We start from the raw sequence: 21102 nt of genomic DNA, 5'->3' as shown, positions 1-21102 counted from the left end.
GTTACCAACGACGAAAATGATTAATAGGGAATCTGTTTTGGACTCGCTTTTTGCAGAAATCGAATCATGCCTCCCAACCGAAATTTACGGGAGAGTAGAAGCAGTTAAGGGACTTCTGATTGAAGTTGCAGGGCCTGTTTACGCCATGAGCGTCGGCGCACGTCTACTAATAGAAATAGGGGAGAACGCAGCGTCAATTCAAGCTGAAGTCGTCGGATTTCGAGACGGAAGAGCGCTTTGTATGCCATTTGGCGAGCTCGATGGTGTGCGTCATGGTAGCAAGGCGAAGCTGATTTCACGCGAGAGTATTGTCCATCCATCGAGTGCCTGGCTGGGGCGTGTTGTTAACGCTTTAGGCGAACCGATCGATGGAAAAGGACCTCTTCCATTCGGTTCGATCCCAAGAAAATTACGTGATTCACCACCTCCGGCTGCAGAACGAGCCCGTGTTGGGAGCCCGATCGACCTGGGTGTGAGATCCCTTAATAGTTTTGTAACGTGTTGTCAGGGGCAGCGCCTCGGTATTTTTGCCGGGTCTGGCGTGGGTAAATCGGTCCTTATGTCCATGCTTGCACGTAACGCGGAAACAGAAGTGTCTGTTATCGGTCTTATCGGTGAACGTGGACGTGAGGTTCAGGAATTCATCGAGGATGATCTGGGCGAAGAGGGGCTGGCGAAATCTGTTGTTGTTGTCGCAACGTCTGACGAAAGCGTTTTGATGCGCCGGGAAGCGGCTTATCTCACTCTTACTCTCTCTGAATATTTCCGTGATGAGGGCAAGAACGTTCTTTGTATGATGGACTCTGTTACGCGCTTTGCAATGGCGCAGCGTGAGATTGGTCTTTCTGTTGGTGAGCCACCGACCTCTAAAGGGTATACGCCAACCGTCTTTACTGAATTGCCGAAATTGCTGGAGCGCGCTGGACCAGGTGCTGTTGGCAAAGGCGCAGTGACGGCTCTCTTTACTGTGCTGGTGGAAGGCGACAACCATAATGAGCCTGTGGCTGATGCTGTTCGCGGTATTTTGGATGGGCACATTGTTATGGAGCGTGGGATTGCAGAGCGTGGTCGCTACCCGGCTATTAACGTGCTAAAATCCGTCAGTCGAACCATGCCGCGTTGTGTACCTGAAGAAGCCTTAGTGATTCTTCGACGTGCCAAGCAGTTGATGTCTGCTTATGCGGACATGGAAGAACTGATCCGTCTGGGTGCCTATAAAGAAGGTGCAGACCCCCTTGTTGATGAGGCAATTGCCAAAAATGACGCCCTCGAAGCGTATTTAGGGCAAACGAAGGGGGAAAAAACTACAATTGAAGAGGGATATTTCCAGCTTGCTCATATTTTGGAAATGACTCAGGCGTAAGCTCACTCTCCGGTAAAGGGAGTATTGCGTATGAAGAATCGTGAAGGCCTTTTGAAGCTTAAGAAGTTCAATGTTGATGAGAAGCGCCGTCAGGTGACTCAGATTGAAACGATGTTGAGTGATTTTGATCGAATGGCTGAAGATCTGGAGAACCAGATTGTTCAGGAGCAAAAGCGTGTTGGTATTGATGATATCAGCCATTTTGCGTATCCGACTTTCGCTCGCGCGGCTGCACAGCGCCGAGATAACCTGAAGCACTCGACTGAGGAATTGAAGTCTCAGCTTGAGAAAGCGCAGGACGATCTGACTGACGCTGTTTCTGAGTTGAAAAAGATCGAGTTGATGGATGAACGTGACCAAATGCGTCAACGTGCTGCCATGGATGCGATTGAACAAGACGGAATGGACGATATTGCGGGGCGGATGGCGCGTCGCTAATTCTTCCCGAGGTTAGGAGTGTCTCTCGTTCTTAGACGGAATGACCCGATACTCTGACAACCCGAACTGGTCTTAACCTCTTCATAATCCTTTATTGATCGCACTGTGCTTGTTCGCGGTGCGATACCTCGTGGTTGCTTTCATTTCACCAATGTTTATTTATAGGCTGTCGCGTCCAGATCTCGCGCTGAGATTTGAGCAGTGTCCAATTTTCGGAAAGACGCTTCAGGAGCCTTAATGCCTGTTTTACTTGGTTTTTTAATCCCAATTGCCGCGTTTTCGTTTGGTCTGGGTCTGACATTGCCGTTGTTGAGTATGGAGCGCCTTTATTTTCTGGAGGATACGCCAAGCCTGTTGCAGGTGATTAGTGGGCTCTATGACGAAGGTGAGGTTTCAATTGCCGGGCTTGTCTTTGTGTTTTCTGTCTTTCTACCTGCCCTGAAGATTCTCGTACTCGGTATTTCCGCATTGCATCGGTTATCCAGCAAGTGGCTTCGGGCGCTCAGCTATCTTGGGAAATGGTCCATGATGGATGTGATGCTGGTGGCCTTGGTGATTTTTGCAGCCAAGACGAGCGGCCTTGCCAGTGCTCAGGTTTTGCCGGGATTGTGGTTTTACGCTGCTGCTACCCTTTCAACGGCTACTGCTGCATTCATGGTTGAGCGGGTTGCCAGATAACACATGCATGCTTTCTTCTGTCAAAAACTCTGATTGCGCAGGGTTATTTTGTCGGTTTGTCTTCACTGGATCTTCTCGTTTATGGTGTAAAGCAGTAATGTTCGCTTGAATTTTATTCGTTTTCATTCTGGGTGATCCATGTTTTTCCGGTTTCTTATTGCGGCATTCGCTGCGGTCTTTCTCAGTTTTGCCAGTACTGCGCAGGCTCAAACCTCCTCCACCGCTGCTGAGGGTGGGGCTGATGTGCAGCAGGCCAAGCAAGCCCTGATCAAGGTGCTTGAAGACCCGAAGGGGCGTGAGGCGCTTATTAAAATTCTGCAGGAGCAGCAGGCCAATGGCTCGTCTGGTTCCGGGGCACCCACGGCCACAGCAAACCCGGCTGCCAAAGCAACGATTGCGGCGCAGATCGGGACTTATGTGCAGGATGGTGTTTCGAGTTTCTATGACTTTGGTACGCTCATCATCACAGGGCTATCCGGTTATGAGGACTTGCTGGATGGCCAGTCTAAAGTGGATCATTCGCGGTTGTTGGATGGCATTTTCAGCATCATCCGGGTGCTGTTGCCTGCGTATATCGTACTGATTATTTTGCATAAGATATCAACCGCTTATATGCGGCGGTATGAGAAGAGAGTAGACCGGCACCCGCTGTTCTTCCGTGTTGGACTGCTGGCGATTACCTCCGGTTTTGATGCCGTGTTTGTTGGGGTTGCGTCTGGCGCTGGCTATCTGTCGGCTTACATTTTTTCGACGGACCCAACGGTTCAGAGCGTCAACAATGTCGAGTTGTTTGCTATCAATGCCTTTTTCCTGATTGAGATGTCGCGGGTGGTGATCCGGTTTGTGTTTGCACCGCATCGATCAGCCTTCCGTCTGTTGCCATTTTCCGATCAGGAAGCTGTTTTTTGGTCGCGGCACCTTATTATGATTGTCGGAATCCTTGGCTTTGGCATTCGTTTGGCCGTGCCAATGGTTGGGGTGAATTTCTCTGCGCAGCTGGCGGGCAGTGTGAGAGTCACTGTTGTGCTGGTCTGCCTTGTTTATCTTGTGACAATTATTCTTCGGTCACGGTTGCGGGTGCGTCACGCTATTCGCGGGTATGCTGAGAGCTTTCGAGGCTCCAATTTCTCAGTTCAGCTCTTTAAGGGGCTCGGCTTTGGCTGGCATTTGCTAGCGTTGCTTTATGTGTTTGCAATCATGGTTGCATGGCTGCGTACGCCGCTTGATGCCATCAACTATATTGCCAGAACCAGCGCTATGTCCTTGCTTGTCATCTTCATCGGGCTGGGCATCATGATGTTGCTGACGAGGGTGATCCGTAAGGGGGTGAACCTTTATGATGCGCTGGATCATGTGCTACCTACGTTTGAAAGCCGCTTGAACTCCTTCCTGCCGACTGTTTGCGTGGTGCTGCGCGTTATTGTCGGTCTTTGTGTGATTGTTGGTGTTCTGGAAGTTTGGGGTGTTGGCAGCTTCTGGCAGTGGATCTGGTCGGGTGACGGTATTACCTTTGCGAACTCCATCATGTCTGCTGTCATTGTCATCCTTATTGGGTTTGCTCTTTGGTTGACGATTATGTCCTGGATAGACCTGCGCATTCTTGAGCGTGAAGGAAAAGTCGTTTCCGGCCGAACCAAGACGTTGTTCAAGCTGTTCAGCAATGCAATCTCCATTTTGATGATTGTGATGTTTACGCTTCTGGCGTTGTCTGAGCTTGGTATTCAGATTGCTCCGTTGATTGCTGGTGCTGGTGTTGTTGGTCTGGCGGTCTCGTTTGGGTCGCAAAAGCTGGTACAGGATGTGATCACTGGTGCTTTTATTCAGCTTGAGAATGCGATGAACGAAGGAGACTTTGTTGAGGTTGGTGGAATTTCCGGAACCGTTGAGCGATTGAGCATTCGCAGCGTGAGCCTGCGTGATCTCAATGGTACCTCACACATCATTCCATTCTCTTCTGTGACCAGCGTTTCCAACTCCACCCGCGACTTCGCTTATGCGGTGTCGGTTATGGGTGTTGGGTATGGCACTGATATTGAAGTTGCCAAAGAAGCCATGCAAGAAGCCTTCCGCCGGTTGGAGGAAACGCCGCACAATGTTGCGATCCTTGGCGAGCTGGAAATGCATGGTGTGACTGCGTTTGGTGACTCTGCCATCAACATCCGGGCGCGTATTAAAACCTTGCCAGGAAGCCAGTGGGCAATCGGACGGGCTTATAATGAGTGCCTGAAGGTCGTGTTTGATGAGCGCGGTATCGATATTCCATTCCCGCAAGTGACCTACCATGTGGCAGGGGACAGCAAGCCAGAGGATGTGCCTCAGGTTGAGCAGAAAGGTGCGCAGACAAAAGCACAGGGTGCCAAAAGGTCTGGTGGAGAGGGAGAGAACATTCCGCCGGACGATGGTCCCAATTGATGTGATCTGAGTTGAAACAGATACCGAAACAACGCAGTTTCGGTTTCATATGAAAAAGGCGCGTTCGTTTTGATTACGAATGCGCCTTTTTGCTGTTGCCCTGTGTTAAACAAATTGACGAGAGAAATAAGCCCAAAAGACGATTTTTTCGCTTGCTTATGGGAGTTTCGTTTTAATACATATATATGATAATAGGTTTCGTTGACTTTCGAAAATATTCGAATAGGTTCGGCGTAATGAATATGCGTGCTTTCACGGATTCACTGGCGAGAACCGTGACATTGAGGGGCCAGTCATGAGCAAGACCATGAGTAAGAGCTATGATCTATTTGTCATAGGGGGCGGGATCAACGGCTGCGGCATTGCTCGTGATGCTGCCGGACGAGGACTTTCAGTTTTTCTGGCGGAAAAGACTGATTTTGCAAGCGCGACCTCTTCGGCCTCTACCAAACTGATCCATGGCGGACTGCGGTATCTGGAATATTATGAGTTTCGTCTCGTTCGTGAAGCTTTGAAGGAACGCGAAGTTCTTTTAAATATGGCGCCGCATATCATCTGGCCGCTTCGTTTTATTCTTCCGCATCATAAAGGCTTGCGTCCCGCGTGGTTCCTGCGCCTTGGCCTGTTCATGTATGACCATCTGGGTGGTCGTAAGCTTTTGCCGGCAACGAAGACTGTGCCGCTGGACAGTGCTCCGTTCAATGATGGCTTGAAGTCTCTTTTCACACGCGGTTTTGAATACTCCGATTGCTGGGTGAATGATGCGCGTCTGGTTGTGCTGAATGCGCGTGATGCTGCTGCGCGTGGTGCTGAAATTCGCCGTAACACTGAAGTTGTTCGCGCCTCCCGTACCGCTGGTGGTTGGGAGATTGAAATTCGTGATAGCGTGAGCGGCAAGAACGAGCTGGTGCATGCGAAAGCGCTGGTGAATGCGGCTGGGCCTTGGGTGTCTAACGTTTTGAAAGGCGCGATTGGGCTGAACAGTCAGGCGAATGTGCGTCTTGTGAAGGGCAGCCATATCATTGTACCGAAGATGTTTGGCCATGATCGCAGCTTCATTTTCCAGAATGCGGATGGCCGTATTGTCTTCGCGATCCCTTATGAGAATGATTTCACGCTGATTGGGACCACTGACGTTGACTATCAGGGTGATCCGGCAGGTGTTTCCTGTTCTGATGATGAGGTTGCGTATCTGTGCAGCGCGGTGAGTGAGTACTTCTCTAAAGAAGTGACCCCGGACATGGTTGTGCGAACCTATTCCGGTGTGCGTCCTCTTTATGATGATGGTGCGAGCGAAGCGCGTGCGGCGACGCGTGATTATGTTCTTGAGATGGATGAGGGTGAGAGCAAGGCTCCATTACTGAGCGTGTTTGGCGGCAAGATCACCACATATCGCCGTCTTGCTGAACATGCGTTGGAGAAGCTGGCGGATTATCTGCCGCAGGCTGCCAAGAAGAACAGCTGGACCAAGGACAGCGTTCTGCCGGGCGGTGACTTTGAGCCGAGTGACTTTGGCGCGAAGGTTGCTTCTTTGAAATCAGCTTATCCGTTCCTTGAGCATGATCATGCCTATCGTCTGGTGCGGTCCTATGGCTCTGATGCCATGAAGATCCTCGGGTATGCGAAAACCACTGCTGAGATGGGCGCACATATTGGCGGCGATTTGTATGCCTGCGAGGTCAACTGGATGGTTGAGCAGGAATGGGCTGTGACTGCGGAAGACATTTTGTGGCGGCGTTCCAAGCTGGGATTGCATCTGCCGAAGGAAGCAGCAGGTGTGCTGGAGCATTACCTTGCCAGCTACTTTGAAGCGAGCCGCATGGCTGGTTAAGTTTCAGGCTCTGTTTTTCCTAGAGAAAGGCAGGGCCTGTTTTATGTCATGGCGCCTTGTATGGGATGGTATACACAAAGGTTGGTCGTTATCTTGGTGTTTTGACCCTTATATTTTGGTAAGTGACATTCTACGTTCATCATTAGAGCACATCACGTGCATTCTCATTTACGTGCCGTGCTCTAATTTGTTTGCTTAAGCGAATTCTTATCGCTTGATTGTGAGTAATCAAGCGGAACGCGCTGTAGATTGTTTCGGCGCCTCAGAAAAATAGCTGGTGCCAAATTGGATTTTCGAAGAGGGGAACCCTCTTCCGGGAGGAATAAATGACAGGGTGGGTGCTCTCCATTGATCAGGGGACGACGTCAACGCGTGCGATCGTTTTCAATGACAGTTTTGAAAGTGTGGGTGTCGGGCAACGGGAGTTTCCGCAGCACTTTCCGCATGAAGGCTGGGTAGAGCACGATCCTGATGACCTCTGGACGACGACTGTTGACACATGCCGTGAGGCTTTATCCGGTGCTGACCTTGCTGCAGGGCAGATTATCGGTGTGGGCATTACCAACCAGCGTGAGACAACGCTGATCTGGGATCGCGCGACGGGTGAGCCGGTTTACAACGCGATTGTCTGGCAGGACCGGCGAACTTCTGCCTTCTGCAGCACGTTGAAAGCGGCGGGTCATGAGGAACTGTTTACTAGCCGGACAGGTCTGCTGCTTGATCCTTATTTCTCCGGCACCAAGGTTGCTTGGATTCTGGACAATGTTGAGGGCGTGCGTGCGCGGGCAGAAGCTGGTGAACTGGCGTTTGGTACCGTTGATACCTGGCTGATCTGGCGTTTGACAGGCGGCAAGTCCCATGTGACTGATGCGACCAACGCTTCGCGTACTCTTCTCTATAACATTGGCGAAAACTGCTGGGATGACGAGCTGCTGGCTCTGCTGAACATCCCAAAGAGCCTGCTGCCGGACGTGAAAGATTGTGCGGATGATTTCGGCACAATCACAGCTGATCTGTTTGGTGCCGAGTTGCCGATTTATGGCGTGGCTGGCGACCAGCAAGCGGCAACGGTTGGGCAGGCATGCTTCAAGCAGGGCATGGTGAAGTCCACCTATGGCACTGGCTGTTTTGCATTGCTGAACACCGGTGAAGAGCTGGTTTATTCCAAGAACCGGTTGCTCTCTACCATTGCGTATCGCCTCAACGGCAAAACGACTTATGCGCTGGAAGGTTCCATCTTTATTGCGGGTGCTGCCGTGCAGTGGCTGCGTGATGGGCTGAAGATCATCGAGACCGCTGCGCAGACGCAGTTGATGGCTGAGAATGCTGACCCGGAAAGCCATGTCTATCTGGTTCCGGCGTTTGTTGGTCTGGGTGCGCCATACTGGGATCCTGAAGCCCGCGCGGCGATTTTCGGCATGACGCGTTCCACCGGTCAGGACGAGATTGCACGGGCGGCACTGGAAAGTGTTGGCTACCAGACTGTTGATCTGATCAACTCCAAGTCTTCTGACATGGGTTCTCCGCTGAATGGTGACACCGTGCTGCGCGTTGATGGCGGCATGGTTGCCTCTGACTGGACCATGCAGTTTCTTGCGGACATTCTTGGCCGTCCGGTGGATCGCCCTGTTGTTCAGGAAACCACCGCACTTGGCGTTGCGTGGCTTGCGGGTATGAAGGCGGGTGTTTGGCCGAGCATGGAGGAATTCTCCAAGCGCTGGCATCTGGACCGTCGTTTTGAGCCGAACATGGACGCAACCGAGCGTGAGAAGCGACTCTCCGGTTGGCATGACGCTGTTTCCCGGACTCGTTCTCAGGCCTCCTGAACTTCATGATATTGTGCTGCGGGAAGTGTCGGATTGCCGGTTACACACTTTCCGCAGCGTTATTAACCTGCTGAATTTATTGCTTTTCCACTGTGGTTCTGGATTAATTGGTTTCAGATATATCACAGTATTGACCTTTGAGGGTTTGAGGGTCATATTGCCTGTAATATATCACAGGTGAGGATAATCAAAATGTGGACTGGTGTTTACCCGGCTGTCACAACAAAGTTTACAGAGAACGATGAGCTTGATTTTGTAGAGATGGAGCGTTGCTTCCAGCTGCAGATGGACGCCGGCTGCGATGGCATTATTGTTTGTGGTTCTCTTGGTGAAGCGATGGCGCTGGAGCCAGAAGAGAAAATCGAAATTCTCAAGCTTGCCAAAAAGGTTTGTGGGTCCAAACACGTCATCATGACCGTGTGCGAGAGCTCTACGCGCCGTGCGATGAAAGCGGCAGCGGATGCTGCAGCTGCTGGTGCAAATGGTCTGATGGTTCTGCCGGGCGTGCCCTACCGCTCTGCACCGCATGAGACTGTGGCTCACATCAAAGCAGTTACGAAAGCTGGTGGCGTTCCGGTGATGGTTTACAACAACCCAGTTGCTTACGGTGTTGATGTGACGTTGGACATGTTCGCTGAGCTGGCAGACGAGCCGCTTATTGTTGCGATGAAAGAGTCCACCGATGACATTCGCCGCGCAACAGAAGTGATCAACCGCTTTGGCGATCGTTTCAAGGTGCTGACCGGTGTTGATAACCTTGCGCTTGAGAGCCTGATGATGGGTGTTGATGGTTGGGTTGCTGGTCTTGTTGTGGCTTTCCCACGCGAAACTGTCGCGATCTACAAGCTGGCAAAAGCTGGGCGTTATCAGGAAGCGCTTGAGATTTACCGCTGGTTCCGTCCGCTGCTGGACTTGGATGTCTCCACCAATCTAGTCCAAAATATCAAGTTGGCAGAGATGGTTGCTATCGGCTCTAATGACCGTGTTCGTGCGCCACGTCTGGCTTTGTCCGGTGCGGAGCGTGCGCGTGTCATCAAGGTGGTGGAAGATGCAGTTGCATGCCGCCCGGAACTGCCGGAGCTTAAAGAGCTATGCGACACATCCATGTAATCGGAGCCGGGGTTGTTGGATTGGCAACAGCCCTGCGCCTTCAGCAAGAAGGCCACAAGGTTGCTCTGATTGACCGCAATGGTCCGGGTGAAATGGCCAGCCGTGGGAACGCGGCTGGCATTGCATGGACTGATGTTGCGCCTTTGGCATCCAAAGGCATTTGGCGGAAAATACCCGGCTGGTTGCTAGACCCGCTGGGGCCACTTTCTGTGCGACCTGCTTATGCACTCAAGATCCTGCCATGGATGCTGCGGTTCTCGCGGGCATCGCTTCCTGACAAACTGAAACACAGCGTTCTTGGCAAAGCTGCGATCAACAAGGCTTCGTTGCCTGCATGGGAACGGCTGTGGCAATCCTCAGTCACGCGACATCATGTGTTTATGAAGGGCTGTCTTGAGGTCTATACCGAGCGCAGTCAGATTGAGGGTGTTCGCAAAGGCTGGCAGGAGCAACGTGAGCATGGCATCGAGGTTGAAGAGCTCAATGGCAACCAGATCCGTGAGTTAGAATCCGATTTTTCTGAGAATGTTGTTGGCGGAGCACTGGTGCCGGGATGGATGAGTGTTGATGATCCGCATGCTCTGTGCCTGAGCCTTGCAGAGGCTTTTGAGCGCAACGGTGGCAAGATCCTCAAGTCCTCGGTTTCTCATATTCAGCCGCAGGGCGATCACATTGTTCTGCATCTGGAAGGTGAAGAGCAAATCCTCAGCGATCATGCGGTGATTGCTTGTGGTGCGTGGTCCAAGACGCTGGCGGCTCAGTTGGGAGACAAGGTGCCGCTGGAGACGGAGCGTGGGTACAACACCACGTTTTCCGAGCCGAATGTTGCTTTGAAGCATGCTGTTATGGTGCCAGGACTTGGCTTTGCAGTGACGCAGCTTTCTCACGGATTGCGGGTTGGCGGCGCTGTTGAGTTTGGCGGGCTGGAGATGGAAGCCAACTGGAAGCGGGCTGACGCGATGGCCGAGAAGGCATCTCGTTTGTTACCCGGCCTGAACCGTGAAAACGGCATTCGCTGGATGGGACATCGGCCTTCTATGCCGGATACCTTGCCGGTGATTGGGCATTCTAAACAAAGCGACCGCGTGACTTATGCGTTTGGGCATGGTCATCATGGGCTCACACAGGCAGCTATTACGGCTGAGCTGGTCAGTGACCTGATTTGCGGTGAAACACCAAAAATAGATTGCACACTTTACAGTGCTCAACGATTTTAAGCGCGGTTTTGCCGGGGGAGAGAGAGGGCTCCATCGGTTGACCGCCGGCATCCTGCATTGATGCCATGGAATAAGGGGAGGGGAGCTTGGTCTCCAAGAGTTTTTTCTGTGTTGATGGGCATACCTGCGGTAACCCCGTGCGACTGGTTGCGGGCGGCACGCCAGCCTTGCGCGGCAATGATATGCTGGAGCGGCGGGCGGATTTTCTCAAGCGCTATGACTGGATCAGAACCGGATTGATGTTTGAGCCGCGTGGGCACGACATGATGTCCGGCTCCATGCTGTTTCCTCCAACACGGCCTGACTGTGATGTGGCAGTGCTATTTATTGAAACATCCGGCTGTTTGCCCATGTGTGGGCATGGCACCATCGGTACGATTACTATGGCGCTGGAAGAGGGGCTTATTGAGCCTCGAGAGCCGGGCAAGGTGTATTTGGATACGCCTGCTGGTCTTGTGGTTGCTGAGTATTTTGAAAAAGACGGATATGTTGAGAGTGTTTGTCTGACCAACGTGCCAAGCTATCTGGCAGAGACTGGTTTGAGTGTTGACCTGCCGGGTGTGGGTGAGATCAGCGTTGACGTGGCATATGGCGGCAACTTCTACGCCATTGTTGAGGAACAGGAGAACTTTCCGGGCCTTGAGAATGTAGGTGTCTCACAGTTGCTCGACTGGAGTCCGCGGTTGCGGGCTGCTTTGAATGAGAAGTACTCCGTGACCCATGCCGAAGATGAACGCATTCACGGTATCAGCCACATTCAATGGACTGGCAAGCCAACCTCTGAGGCTGCGGATCGGCGCAATGCGGTGTTTTATGGCGACAATGCACTGGACCGTAGCCCGTGCGGGACCGGCACATCTGCTCGCCTCGCGCATCTTTACGCCAAAGGTGAGCTAAAGGTTGGCGACACCATGCGCCATGAATCCATCATCGGCTCTGTGTTTGTGGGCGGTGTGAAGGAAGCAACCAAAGTGGGTGGCCATGACGGCATCATCCCAACCATCGAAGGCTGGGCCCGCAAAACCGGCTACAACACCCTCTTCCTCGATGACCGCGACCCCTATATGACCGGCTTCCAGCTGGCCGCCGACGGCGTAAAGCACTTTCCGGAGAAAGGGACTTACGGAAAATGATTGAGGTCGTAGAGACCTAGCTTTGGATTGTATTCTACCAGTGAAGGGCGTGGCCAAGACAGGCTGCGCCTCTTTTTGTGATGGAAGTGCCGTGTGCGATCCTGTAAATCGAGCTGGATTACTTGGTGATGTAAACTGCAGGTCTCTGCCCTTTAGGAAGCAGGATGTGGCTTTTAACTTGCCGCTGGTAAACTTCAGTTAAGTTTCGTCAGGGTATCTGGATAGCAACTAATGGATCCAGACTAAGTATATGCATAATAACTTATGCTGTTTCCACAGCTGGGAATACGAAGGCTCTCAATAAATTGTTTACTTAGACATCTCGATAAACTAAGCGGTGGCCTATAAGACTTCCTGTCTTATTAAGATCTGCCGAATATGCCTCGTATACATCGTACAGATTCTGCGGCCAGAACCCTCTGATTTACTTCTCGAAGGACACTAAGACGATGTCTTGGGAAATGCTTTTCACCTTCTTCGTATTGTTTGCAGCTGTCATCCTGTTTGTCTCCGACAAGCTGAGGCTGGACCTTGTTGCAATCATGGTGATGTTGGCGCTTGGGCTGTCTGGTATTCTGACGCCTGCTGAAATGCTTTCGGGTTTCGGGTCCACCGTTGTCATTTTGATTGCCGGGCTGTTCATTGTTGGTGAGGCGCTGGCTCAAACCGGGATTTCTTATGCGGTTGGAGACAAGATCGTTCAGATTGCGGGGGATCAGGAGTGGAAGCTGATCGTGCTGTTGATGCTGACGGTTGCGGCGCTGGCGTCTGTTATGAGTGTGACCGGGGCAGGGGCGATCTTTATTCCGGTTGCTATCCGCCTTGCGAGCCGCTCCAACCTTTCTCCTTCGCGGCTGCTTATGCCACTTGCTTATGGGGCACTGATTGGGGGGATGCTTACCCTGATCGGGACACCGCCCAACCTGATTGCCAATGCGCAGTTGCAAAATGCTGGCATGGAGCCGTTCAACTTCTTCATCTTCACGCCGATCGGGCTCGTCATTCTCATTGTGGCGGTGATTTACATGCTGGTGTATGGCCGCCTATTTTTGCGTGGTCAGCAGCGACCGCAAGGGGCGACCGAGCAGGGGCGCCGGACGCTGCAGGGGTTTTTGGAAGCCTATGATATTGAGGACAAGATTGTCCGCCTGCGGGTCCGTGAGGATTCTGAGCTGGTTGGGCAGACTGTTGTGAGTGCGAAGCTGCGGCGGCGGGTTGGGCTTACACTGTTTGGGTTGGAGTATACCTCCACCACGACCAAGCGGCTGAAGGTGACGTCGACGCAGACAAACCGTGCCTTCAAGGCTGATGATATTGTGTTCGGGGTGATGCAGGAGCCTATCAGCGAGGATGTGTTTGCCTGCATTGGGCTGGAACTGTTGCCGATGGGCGAGGAGGGGCATCACCTTTCTGCGCGTGAGCTTGGCATGGCAGATTTGATTGTGGCGCCGGATTCCAAGCTGATCGGTAGAAAGATCAGTGGTGCCGGGTTTAGGACCAACCACAACCTGAGCGTTGTCGGGCTTATCCGTAAGGGGGAAACTCTGCACGGGAACTTTGGGAACATTGAGCTGAAGTTTGGGGACCAGTTGCTTGTGGTCGGGGACTGGGAGAACATCAGCAAACTGCAGGCGGCGCGGGAGAGTTTTCTGTTGCTGGCGTTTCCGGAGGAGATTAAGAACTATCTGCCCCGGCGCAAGCTGGCGCCTGTCGCGCTTGGTATTCTGGCGCTTATGCTGGCGCTCATCATCTTCCGTGTGGTGCCGAGCGTGACGGCGGTTGTTTTGGCGGCGACGGCAATGGTGTGCGTGGGGTGTGTTTCGGTTAATCGGGCTTACACTTCTATCAACTGGCCCAGTTTGATTTTGATTGCGGGGATGATCCCCATGGCTACCGCTCTTGAGAAAACGGGTGGGTTGCTGCTGATTGTGGATCAGATTGTTGCGCTTTATGGCAATAGCTCCCCTTATGTGATGCTGATGTCTTTGTTTTTGCTGACCTCTGTCTTCAGCCAGTTTACGTCGAACACGGCGACGGCGGTGTTGATTGCGCCTGTTGCGTTTGAGGTGGCGTCCATTATGGGGGTGCAGCCTGAGCCATTCCTCATGAGCGTTGCGATTGCGGCTTCGACGGCGTTTTGTACGCCTGTGGCCTCGCCCATTAACACGCTGGTGATGGGGCCGGGGAACTACCGGTTCAAGGATTACGTGGTGATTGGCGTGCCGTTGCAGATCATGGCGCTGGCGATTGCCACCCCGCTTATTCCGGTGTTTTTGCCGTTCTAGCTGAGGTTCAGTATCCAGTCTTCGTATTGTCGGCCTTGCTTGATTTCTCCCTGAGCGGCTGCGGTGATTTCAAAGGATTTTGAGCGCACCTGGCGAGGGGAGAAGCCGAAGTATTTTTTGAACATGCGGCTGAAGCTGCTTTCATTCATGAAGCCAAAATCCAAAGCCACCTGATAGGTTGCTCTGTAGGCGTTGCGCGGGTCTAGCAGTGCGCGCAAGACGGCCTTCATGCGCCTGTCGCGGATGTATTTGCTGACGCCGCCGAAGGACAGAAACAACTCATAGAGTTTGCTGCGCGATACGTTTATGGCGCCGCCGAGATAGTCCGGAGACAGGTTCGGGTTGGTCAGGTTTGCCTCGACAACGCGCCGGGCGCGGGTCATCAAGGCCAGATTAACACCTTCCTGTCCTGCCTCGCTTTCATGAGGCATTCCATTCAGGCACGCAGCAATCAACCCCATGGTTGCGGGCACGAGCTGCTGGGCTTGCTGCATGTTCAGTTTGCTGGTCTGGGCGCTGACTGACGAGAGATGTTCGCGCAAAATCACATTCAGTGGGTGAGCCGCCGGGAGTGTTTTTAAGTTGCTGTCATCCGGGCTGTGCAGCAGGGGCGCAAGTTGCTCGCGTGCGATCAGAATGGAGCGATTGCTGTAACTGCCGGCGATTGAGCCACCTTCCTGTGAGAAATCCAGAAAAATGCAGTCGCCCTTGTTGAGGTTGACGCTCTTTTGCCCGGCATAGAACTCGGCGTCGCCCTCATCATGAACCATCAGCAAATAATGATCTACGCCATCTCGTGCCATGGCCGCATTGGTGCGGTTGGCGATATGGGCTTGTGCTGTCACCTGAGAGAGCATGAGGGAATCGAACAGCACAGATTTGATATCACCAAAGAAATCGAGCTGATCTTCGCCGCGGTGTATTTCTGCCTCGCAAAGACAGGCTAAGCTCTCTCGCCAAAACGCAAATCTGTCTTTTCGCCGGATGGAATCTAATGAAAATGAGTTTCTTGGTAGGCCGACGATCGGTTCCGTTTGAATTGCCTCACTCAACGGCCCGCCTCCTGCTGCATGAATGCTTTAGACATGCATACTATGTGATGTATTTGACAAGCACACAACTGCAGGCAGAAATATAATTTAGTAGATGCTTTTCTAAGAACGCGGAGTTGATGCTGGAATTGTTTGTTTCCCGGATGACGTACGTCAGACTGTGACAGGTGTAGGTACTGCGGGGAATGTTAGTACTGTGTAACTATGATTGCCTTAGTTTAGTTAGAAAAATAGTGCATCTCTGATAAGTACTCTAATATTTAAGATAAAAAATATGTTGTTGTCTTTATATTGAGAATGATGACGAATTTAACTTTATAATGAGGCCGAAGCTGATGGTATTATTTAAAAATACAGTTGCATATTTTATATTACACATTATCTCTGGTTTAATTATATATGGTTTACTATCTGTTGTATTCAAAATCACCGCTTTGTAGGTAGACACATCTACGGTAAGAAAAAGTGAGCCTCTTGGTATGACGGAGAAGAAAAATAAGATCCAAAAAACTGAGCAACCAGGAGGCGGTTGGGGGGCTGCAAGGGCCACGCTCAAGGTATTGATGGAGCAAAGTGGTCTCAGCAAAGGTTCGAAAGCACTCCTTTCAATGAACCAGCCTGGAGGCTTTAAGTGCCCTAGTTGTGCCTTTCCTGACCCGGTGTGTCGAAGTAAATTTGAGTTTTGTGAGAATGGTGCAAAGGCACTCGCCTTCGAAGCAACGAAAAAGAGAGTAACACGCGAGTTCTTTGCCGCGAATACTGTATCTAGCTTGATGGAAGAATCTGATCACTGGTTGGAAATGCAAGGTCGGCTAACCGAACCCATGCGTTATAGTGAGGAACTAGATAAATATGTGCCTTGTGACTGGGATGAAGCCTTTGATCTGATTGGCGGACACCTGCGAGCTCTAGGCAATCCAAATCAAGCGGAATTTTATACGTCAGGACGCACCTCCAATGAGGCTGCATTCCTCTATTCTATTTTTGCGCGCGAGTTTGGCACTAATAATTTTCCAGATTGCTCAAACATGTGCCATGAGCCAACAAGCCGAGGCCTGCCGCCATCAATTGGTGTAGGTAAGGGCACTGTGGTGATGGAAGATTTTGACAGTACTCAGGCAATCTTCGTTATAGGTCAAAATACCGGTACAAATTCACCTCGTATGATGGCCAATCTTATTCGAGCGCGAAAACGGGGTGTACCTGTTATCGTGGTCAATCCAATGCCCGAACGTGCGTTGATCCGTTTCACTAATCCTAAAGACGTTGTGCAAATGGCGACATTGGGCTCAACTGAAATCGCGAGCAACTTTGTTCAAGTCCGTATTGGTGGGGACCTCGCAATGCTCAAGGGCATGATGAAGGTCATTTTTGAACGCGATGCCAATGGTGAGCAAATAATCGACTGGGCGTTCGTAGAGCGTCACACAGTAGGCATCACTGCATTGCAAGAAGATGTTTTGAGCCAGAATTGGGATGAAATTACCGACATTTCAGGCATCTCTGAAGAGCAAATCAGACGTGTATCAGAAGTTTATATCCGGTCTAAAGCAACGATGATTTGTTATGGAATGGGCCTTACTCAGCATCAGAAAGGATCACACCTTCTACAACAGGTGGCAAACTTACTGTTGTTATTGGGGAACTTTGGCAAGCCAGGAGCAGGCATTGCACCGATCCGCGGTCATTCAAATGTTCAAGGAGACCGGACAGTTGGTATCGATGAACAGCCTTCGCAGGCTTATCTCGAACAGCTAAAGAAAGTATTCCATTTTGAGCCGCCTCGTGAACATGGGCACCATACAATTAAAGCCGTAGAAGCGATGGAGAAAGGGAACGCTAAGGTCTTCATCGGGATGGGCGGCAATTTTGTTCGTGCCATTCCAGATACTCAACGCTCCTATGGTGCCATGCGTAAGCTTTCCCTCACTGTTGGTATTGCAACCAAACTCAACCGTGGTCACCTCGTCCACGGCAAAGATGCCCTGATCCTTCCCGTAATCGCACGCTCCGAAAAGATCGGTACTTCCGCCGGTGAACAGTTTTTGACAACCGAAGATTCAATGTCAAAGGTTTCTGCGTCTAGAGGAGTTTTAGAGCCAGCAAGTCAATATTTGAAGTCAGAAGTCGAAATTGTGTGCAGAATGGCTATGGCAACTCTTCCAAATAGCGTGGTGAACTGGGGAAGTTTCATCACGAATTACAATTTGATCCGAGAAAAAATCTCAGAAGTTTATCCGGAGATTTACAGCGACTTTCTGTCGAAGATTCGCATTCCTGAGGGCTTTTATCTGGATGTCCCGGCGAGACGACTTGTTTGGAACACTCCAAACGGGAAGGCAAACTTCCTTACTTTTGATGGATTAAATTCAGATGATCCAGTTCATGACCCGGATATGTTGCGGTTAGCGACTGTCCGTTCCAATGATCAGTTCAATACGACAATTTATAGTAACAGTGACCGTTATCGCGGTATCTACAACACGCGAATGGTGTTGTTTATGAATGCTGAGGATCGCGCAGAGCGCGAGTTGGAAAATGGTTCCTTTGTTGCCGTCGAGACAATCTTTAATGACGGCATGCATAGGCGGGTCAACGGATTGACGGTGGTGGATTATTCCCTACCCCGAGGGGCTGTGGCCGGCTATTATCCGGAACTCAACCCGCTTTTGCCGCTTGGGTATTACGACAAAATCAGTGGTACACCAGCAGCTAAATCGATCCCTGTAAGAGTTTTGATAGATCAGGAAACTAAGAAGTCTTAGCGTCACATAACACTGCTGTTCGAGCAGAGACATAAAGGGCCAGCAGCATTCGCAGCGGGGTAAATTTGCTTGGGGTCAGCTTTAGACATTCGCATTAAGTCAGCAACACTCTGCTTTTCGCATACAATACTAAAACGATTGTTCTCGCCGCGATCACTTCCCAAACCCCGCCTTTTAATGGTCTGTCTCACTCTCATGTAATGTCTTCCTGTTAGAGGTACGGCGCGCCTGCGTTTGTTGTTGTCTAAAAGGAACCCCTGCTGATGATCGATATGATTATCGTGGCTGGCTATTTGGTTGGCATACTTGTGGTGGGGCTTTGGGGTGGCCGGATACAGCGGGGGTTGAAGGATTATGCGACGGCGGGGCGTGAGTTTGGGTCTCTTGTTATTTTCGCCACCATGTCTGCCTCTTTTATTGGCGGGGGCTTTTCTACCGGCAATGCAGAAAAGGTGTTTTTGTATGGCGTTGCTAACATTGTGGCGCTGTGGGGCTTCAGCTGTAAAGAGATCGCGGTTGCCACGTTGATTGCGCCCAAGATGAAGGCTTTCCCCGATGCGGTTTCGGTTGGTGATGTTATGGGCAAGGCCTATGGCAAGCTGGCCAGAATAACCACGGGCGTGTGCGGTTTGATGCTGTGTTGCGGCATTGTTGGTGCGCAGGTTGGTGCAATTGGCGTCATCTTCAATGTGTTTTTTGGGCTGGACCGGTTCTGGGGCATCGGGATCGGCTGCGGTATCGTCATTCTTTATACGACGCTGGGCGGTATGCGGGCGGTGGTTTACACCGATGTGGTGCAGTTTGTTATTCTGGCGATTGGGATGCCGCTGGTGCTGGGCTTTGGCATTTATCAGATTGGCGGTTTTGATGCGCTGTTTGCGGCGGTGCCGCCGGACCATCTTGCTCTGCCCGGGCCGGACTTTGGCTGGATGGGGCTGATCGGGCTTATTCTAGTCTTTATGTTTGGCGAGACGCTTGTGCCTCCTTATATGCAGCGGTTGCTGGCGGGGAAGACGGCGAGCGCTGCGGCGCGGGGTACGCTCTATTCCGGGCTGTTCTCTTTTCTGTTCTTCGCGATCACCGGAGCCATTGGTTTGGTGGCCTTTGCGCTGGACCCGGATTTGAACCCTAACAATGCCATGAGCTTTGTGATTGTGAGTGTTATGCCGCCTGTGCTGAAGGGGCTGGTATTTTCCGGTGTGATCGCGATTGTGATGTCTTCCGCCGACTCTTATCTCAACTCAGCTAGTATTGCGTTTGTGAATGATGTTTGGCGGCCTTTGCAGCGCAAGGCGATGAGTGAGGAGAACCTGCTGTTCATCGCCAAGCTGGTAACGCTGGTTGTGGGGCTGCTCTCTATTGTGTTTGCCGTCTCTATAGAGAGCATTCTGGATATTCTGATTTACGCCTACAATTATTGGGCGCCGATTGTGCTGGTGCCGCTGGTGGCTGCTATCTATGGCACGCGCCGTGGGACCACGGCTTTTCTTGCAGGTGCTGTGACCGGAGTGGTTGCTACGGTGTTGTGGCAGAGCGGGCTCAACTCGCCTTTTGATCTGCCCGGACTGGTGATTGGTGTGTTCGCCAATCTGGTTGTGTTCTTATCCGTGCCCAAATCTCCCATCTATATACATGACTGAGTGAGAGCGGCTGGTTGCTCAAGATATTTTGAGGTTTTGTGGCTTGCAGGTTGGCGGTGGTGCATTAGCCTCGCTGCAAACTTGGAGTTTGATGCGTGCCTTTATAGTCGCGCGTCATGCATTGATTTATTTGGTGGAGCGAGTTCATCGGGTTTGATGGAAGCCATACAACCGGAACGCGCTCTAAAGGAGGCTTTTATGCGTGCTGTTCTTTCTGGACTATTCCTCAGTTTGCTGGCGACACAGGTTTTGGCGGGTGAAGCCGATGTGGTGAAAGCGGATGTGACCCCGCAAGCGGATGGGTCCTATCGGTTTGATGTGACCGTGCGCCATGGTGATGAAGGATGGGACCACTATGCCGATGCATGGGAGGTGCTTTCGGAAGACGGTAAAGTGCTGGCCGTGCGGGTGCTGGCGCATCCGCATGTGAATGAGCAGCCGTTCACACGCTCGTTGAGTGGTGTTGAGATTCCGGCAGGGATGTCGCGGGTGGTGGTTCGTGCCAGGGACAGTGTTCATGGGTATGGCGGTGAGACGGTAACCGTGGACCTGCCGGGGCGGTGAGGCTGGTTCTGCTGGGACAGGCGGCCATGGTCTGCGGTAGATTTTGGTGAGGCGGGCATAAGTCGGGTTTGGGCTGTCTGGGGCGGGCCTGACGAGGAGGGGCATAAGTTGGGATCGGTTGGAGCTGTAGGCGCGGGCGACTGGATCGGGCTTTTGCCTCGATTGCTGACATAGGAACGCAAGATCGCGCGTCTCACACCGAAATAACGAAGACTAACGCATAAGAACGCAAACCCGGTGAAGGGCGGTTTCGGGCGGCTGAGCGAGTCGCTGAAGTATCAGAGGGACGTTTGCGGTGGTTTGGTGTGCTGAGGGTGTGAGTTTCGTTTGAAAAAGTTGGATATCCCCGTCTGTGCAAATTTTGTTTTTGTTAATTTTTGTTGTTTGTTTGGTTGTTATTGGCTTGTTTCTGCGGTTTTAGGGTGTCTGGTGGTGGTGTGTGGGTTGATATATGAAGTTATTGAATTGTTTGAATTTTAGTTTTTGCCCGATTGTTTTGTTTTTTTGGAGTTTGCGTGTTGACGGGTCGGTCTGGTATCCCTATAACCCGCTTCACGCCACCGGGGCGGGCCACTGAGGCGCGGTTCTGGAGGCACAAAAACAGAAGGATTTACGGGGTTTTTAAGAGATCTTGTAAGTCTGGATATTGAGGCGTAAGTCTCTGTTCATTGACAATTGAATACGGAAGAAGAAAGAGAAACGTGGACGGCGGTTATTCGCGAGTGGTTTGGTAACAAGTCACTGTTACGGAATAGCTGACTTAGTTTACGTTTTTCAGAACACCAAAG

General features: G+C 51.6%; 14 protein-coding genes. 13 read left to right on the top strand and 1 reads right to left on the bottom strand.

Annotation, left to right across the window (positions count from 1 at the left end; genetic code table 11):
- The first annotated feature begins 37 nt into the window (after positions 1-37).
- The 10 genes from fliI to PsAD37_RS25190 all read left to right on the top strand — a co-directional run bounded on the left by fliI (position 38) and on the right by PsAD37_RS25190 (position 14293).
- Positions 38-1363 (top strand): flagellar protein export ATPase FliI, encoded by a 1326-nt coding sequence (gene fliI / locus PsAD37_RS25235; protein ID WP_063298518.1) that lies wholly within the window; start codon positions 38-40, stop codon positions 1361-1363.
- A gap of 30 nt (positions 1364-1393) precedes the next feature.
- Positions 1394-1801: a flagellar export protein FliJ gene (gene fliJ / locus PsAD37_RS25230; RefSeq protein ID WP_063298438.1), complete on the top strand. Its 408-nt coding sequence runs from the start codon at positions 1394-1396 to the stop codon at positions 1799-1801.
- Between the two features lie 237 nt (positions 1802-2038).
- Positions 2039-2479, top strand: a complete 441-nt coding sequence (locus PsAD37_RS25225; RefSeq protein WP_063298437.1) for a paraquat-inducible protein A — start codon at positions 2039-2041, stop codon at positions 2477-2479.
- A gap of 138 nt (positions 2480-2617) precedes the next feature.
- Positions 2618-4891 carry a mechanosensitive ion channel domain-containing protein gene (locus PsAD37_RS25220; protein ID WP_063298436.1) on the top strand — a complete coding sequence of 758 codons (2274 nt, stop codon included), beginning with the start codon at positions 2618-2620 and terminating at the stop codon, positions 4889-4891.
- A gap of 307 nt (positions 4892-5198) precedes the next feature.
- On the top strand, positions 5199-6722 hold the full coding sequence (gene glpD, locus PsAD37_RS25215; protein ID WP_063298517.1) for a glycerol-3-phosphate dehydrogenase: 1524 nt from the start codon (positions 5199-5201) through the stop codon (positions 6720-6722).
- Between the two features lie 326 nt (positions 6723-7048).
- Positions 7049-8548 carry a glycerol kinase GlpK gene (gene glpK, locus PsAD37_RS25210; protein WP_063298435.1) on the top strand — a complete coding sequence of 500 codons (1500 nt, stop codon included), beginning with the start codon at positions 7049-7051 and terminating at the stop codon, positions 8546-8548.
- 192 nt (positions 8549-8740) lie between these two features.
- Positions 8741-9658: a dihydrodipicolinate synthase family protein gene (locus tag PsAD37_RS25205; protein WP_063298434.1), complete on the top strand. Its 918-nt coding sequence runs from the start codon at positions 8741-8743 to the stop codon at positions 9656-9658.
- Positions 9640-10875 (top strand): FAD-binding oxidoreductase, encoded by a 1236-nt coding sequence (locus tag PsAD37_RS25200; protein WP_063298433.1) that lies wholly within the window; start codon positions 9640-9642, stop codon positions 10873-10875. Before PsAD37_RS25205 ends, PsAD37_RS25200 begins: the two co-directional genes overlap by 19 nt.
- 86 nt (positions 10876-10961) lie before the next feature.
- Positions 10962-12008, top strand: coding sequence for a 4-hydroxyproline epimerase (locus PsAD37_RS25195; protein ID WP_063298432.1), 1047 nt, complete (start codon positions 10962-10964; stop codon positions 12006-12008).
- A gap of 449 nt (positions 12009-12457) precedes the next feature.
- Positions 12458-14293 carry an SLC13 family permease gene (locus PsAD37_RS25190; protein WP_063298431.1) on the top strand — a complete coding sequence of 612 codons (1836 nt, stop codon included), beginning with the start codon at positions 12458-12460 and terminating at the stop codon, positions 14291-14293.
- Here PsAD37_RS25190 and PsAD37_RS25185 read toward each other — a convergent pair.
- Positions 14290-15345, bottom strand: coding sequence for a helix-turn-helix domain-containing protein (locus tag PsAD37_RS25185; RefSeq protein WP_063298430.1), 1056 nt, complete (start codon positions 15343-15345; stop codon positions 14290-14292). The two genes, PsAD37_RS25190 and PsAD37_RS25185, sit on opposite strands and share 4 nt — an antisense overlap.
- Before the next feature lie 479 nt (positions 15346-15824).
- Here PsAD37_RS25185 and PsAD37_RS25180 point away from each other — a divergent pair, with 479 nt between their 5' ends.
- The 3 genes from PsAD37_RS25180 (at position 15825) to PsAD37_RS25165 (ending at position 20314) form a co-directional block, all read left to right on the top strand.
- Positions 15825-18110, top strand: coding sequence for an FdhF/YdeP family oxidoreductase (locus tag PsAD37_RS25180; RefSeq protein WP_063298429.1), 2286 nt, complete (start codon positions 15825-15827; stop codon positions 18108-18110).
- Between the two features lie 263 nt (positions 18111-18373).
- Positions 18374-19750, top strand: coding sequence for a sodium:solute symporter (locus tag PsAD37_RS25170; protein ID WP_063298427.1), 1377 nt, complete (start codon positions 18374-18376; stop codon positions 19748-19750).
- Positions 19751-19948: 198 nt separating this feature from the next.
- Positions 19949-20314 carry a hypothetical protein gene (locus PsAD37_RS25165; protein ID WP_063298426.1) on the top strand — a complete coding sequence of 122 codons (366 nt, stop codon included), beginning with the start codon at positions 19949-19951 and terminating at the stop codon, positions 20312-20314.
- Positions 20315-21102: the final 788 nt, after the last annotated feature.

Source organism: Pseudovibrio sp. Ad37 (assembly GCF_001623075.1).
Classification (GTDB): domain Bacteria; phylum Pseudomonadota; class Alphaproteobacteria; order Rhizobiales; family Stappiaceae; genus Pseudovibrio.
Note: the sequence above shows the minus strand (reverse complement) of the source record. Positions and strands in the feature narration are given on the sequence as shown.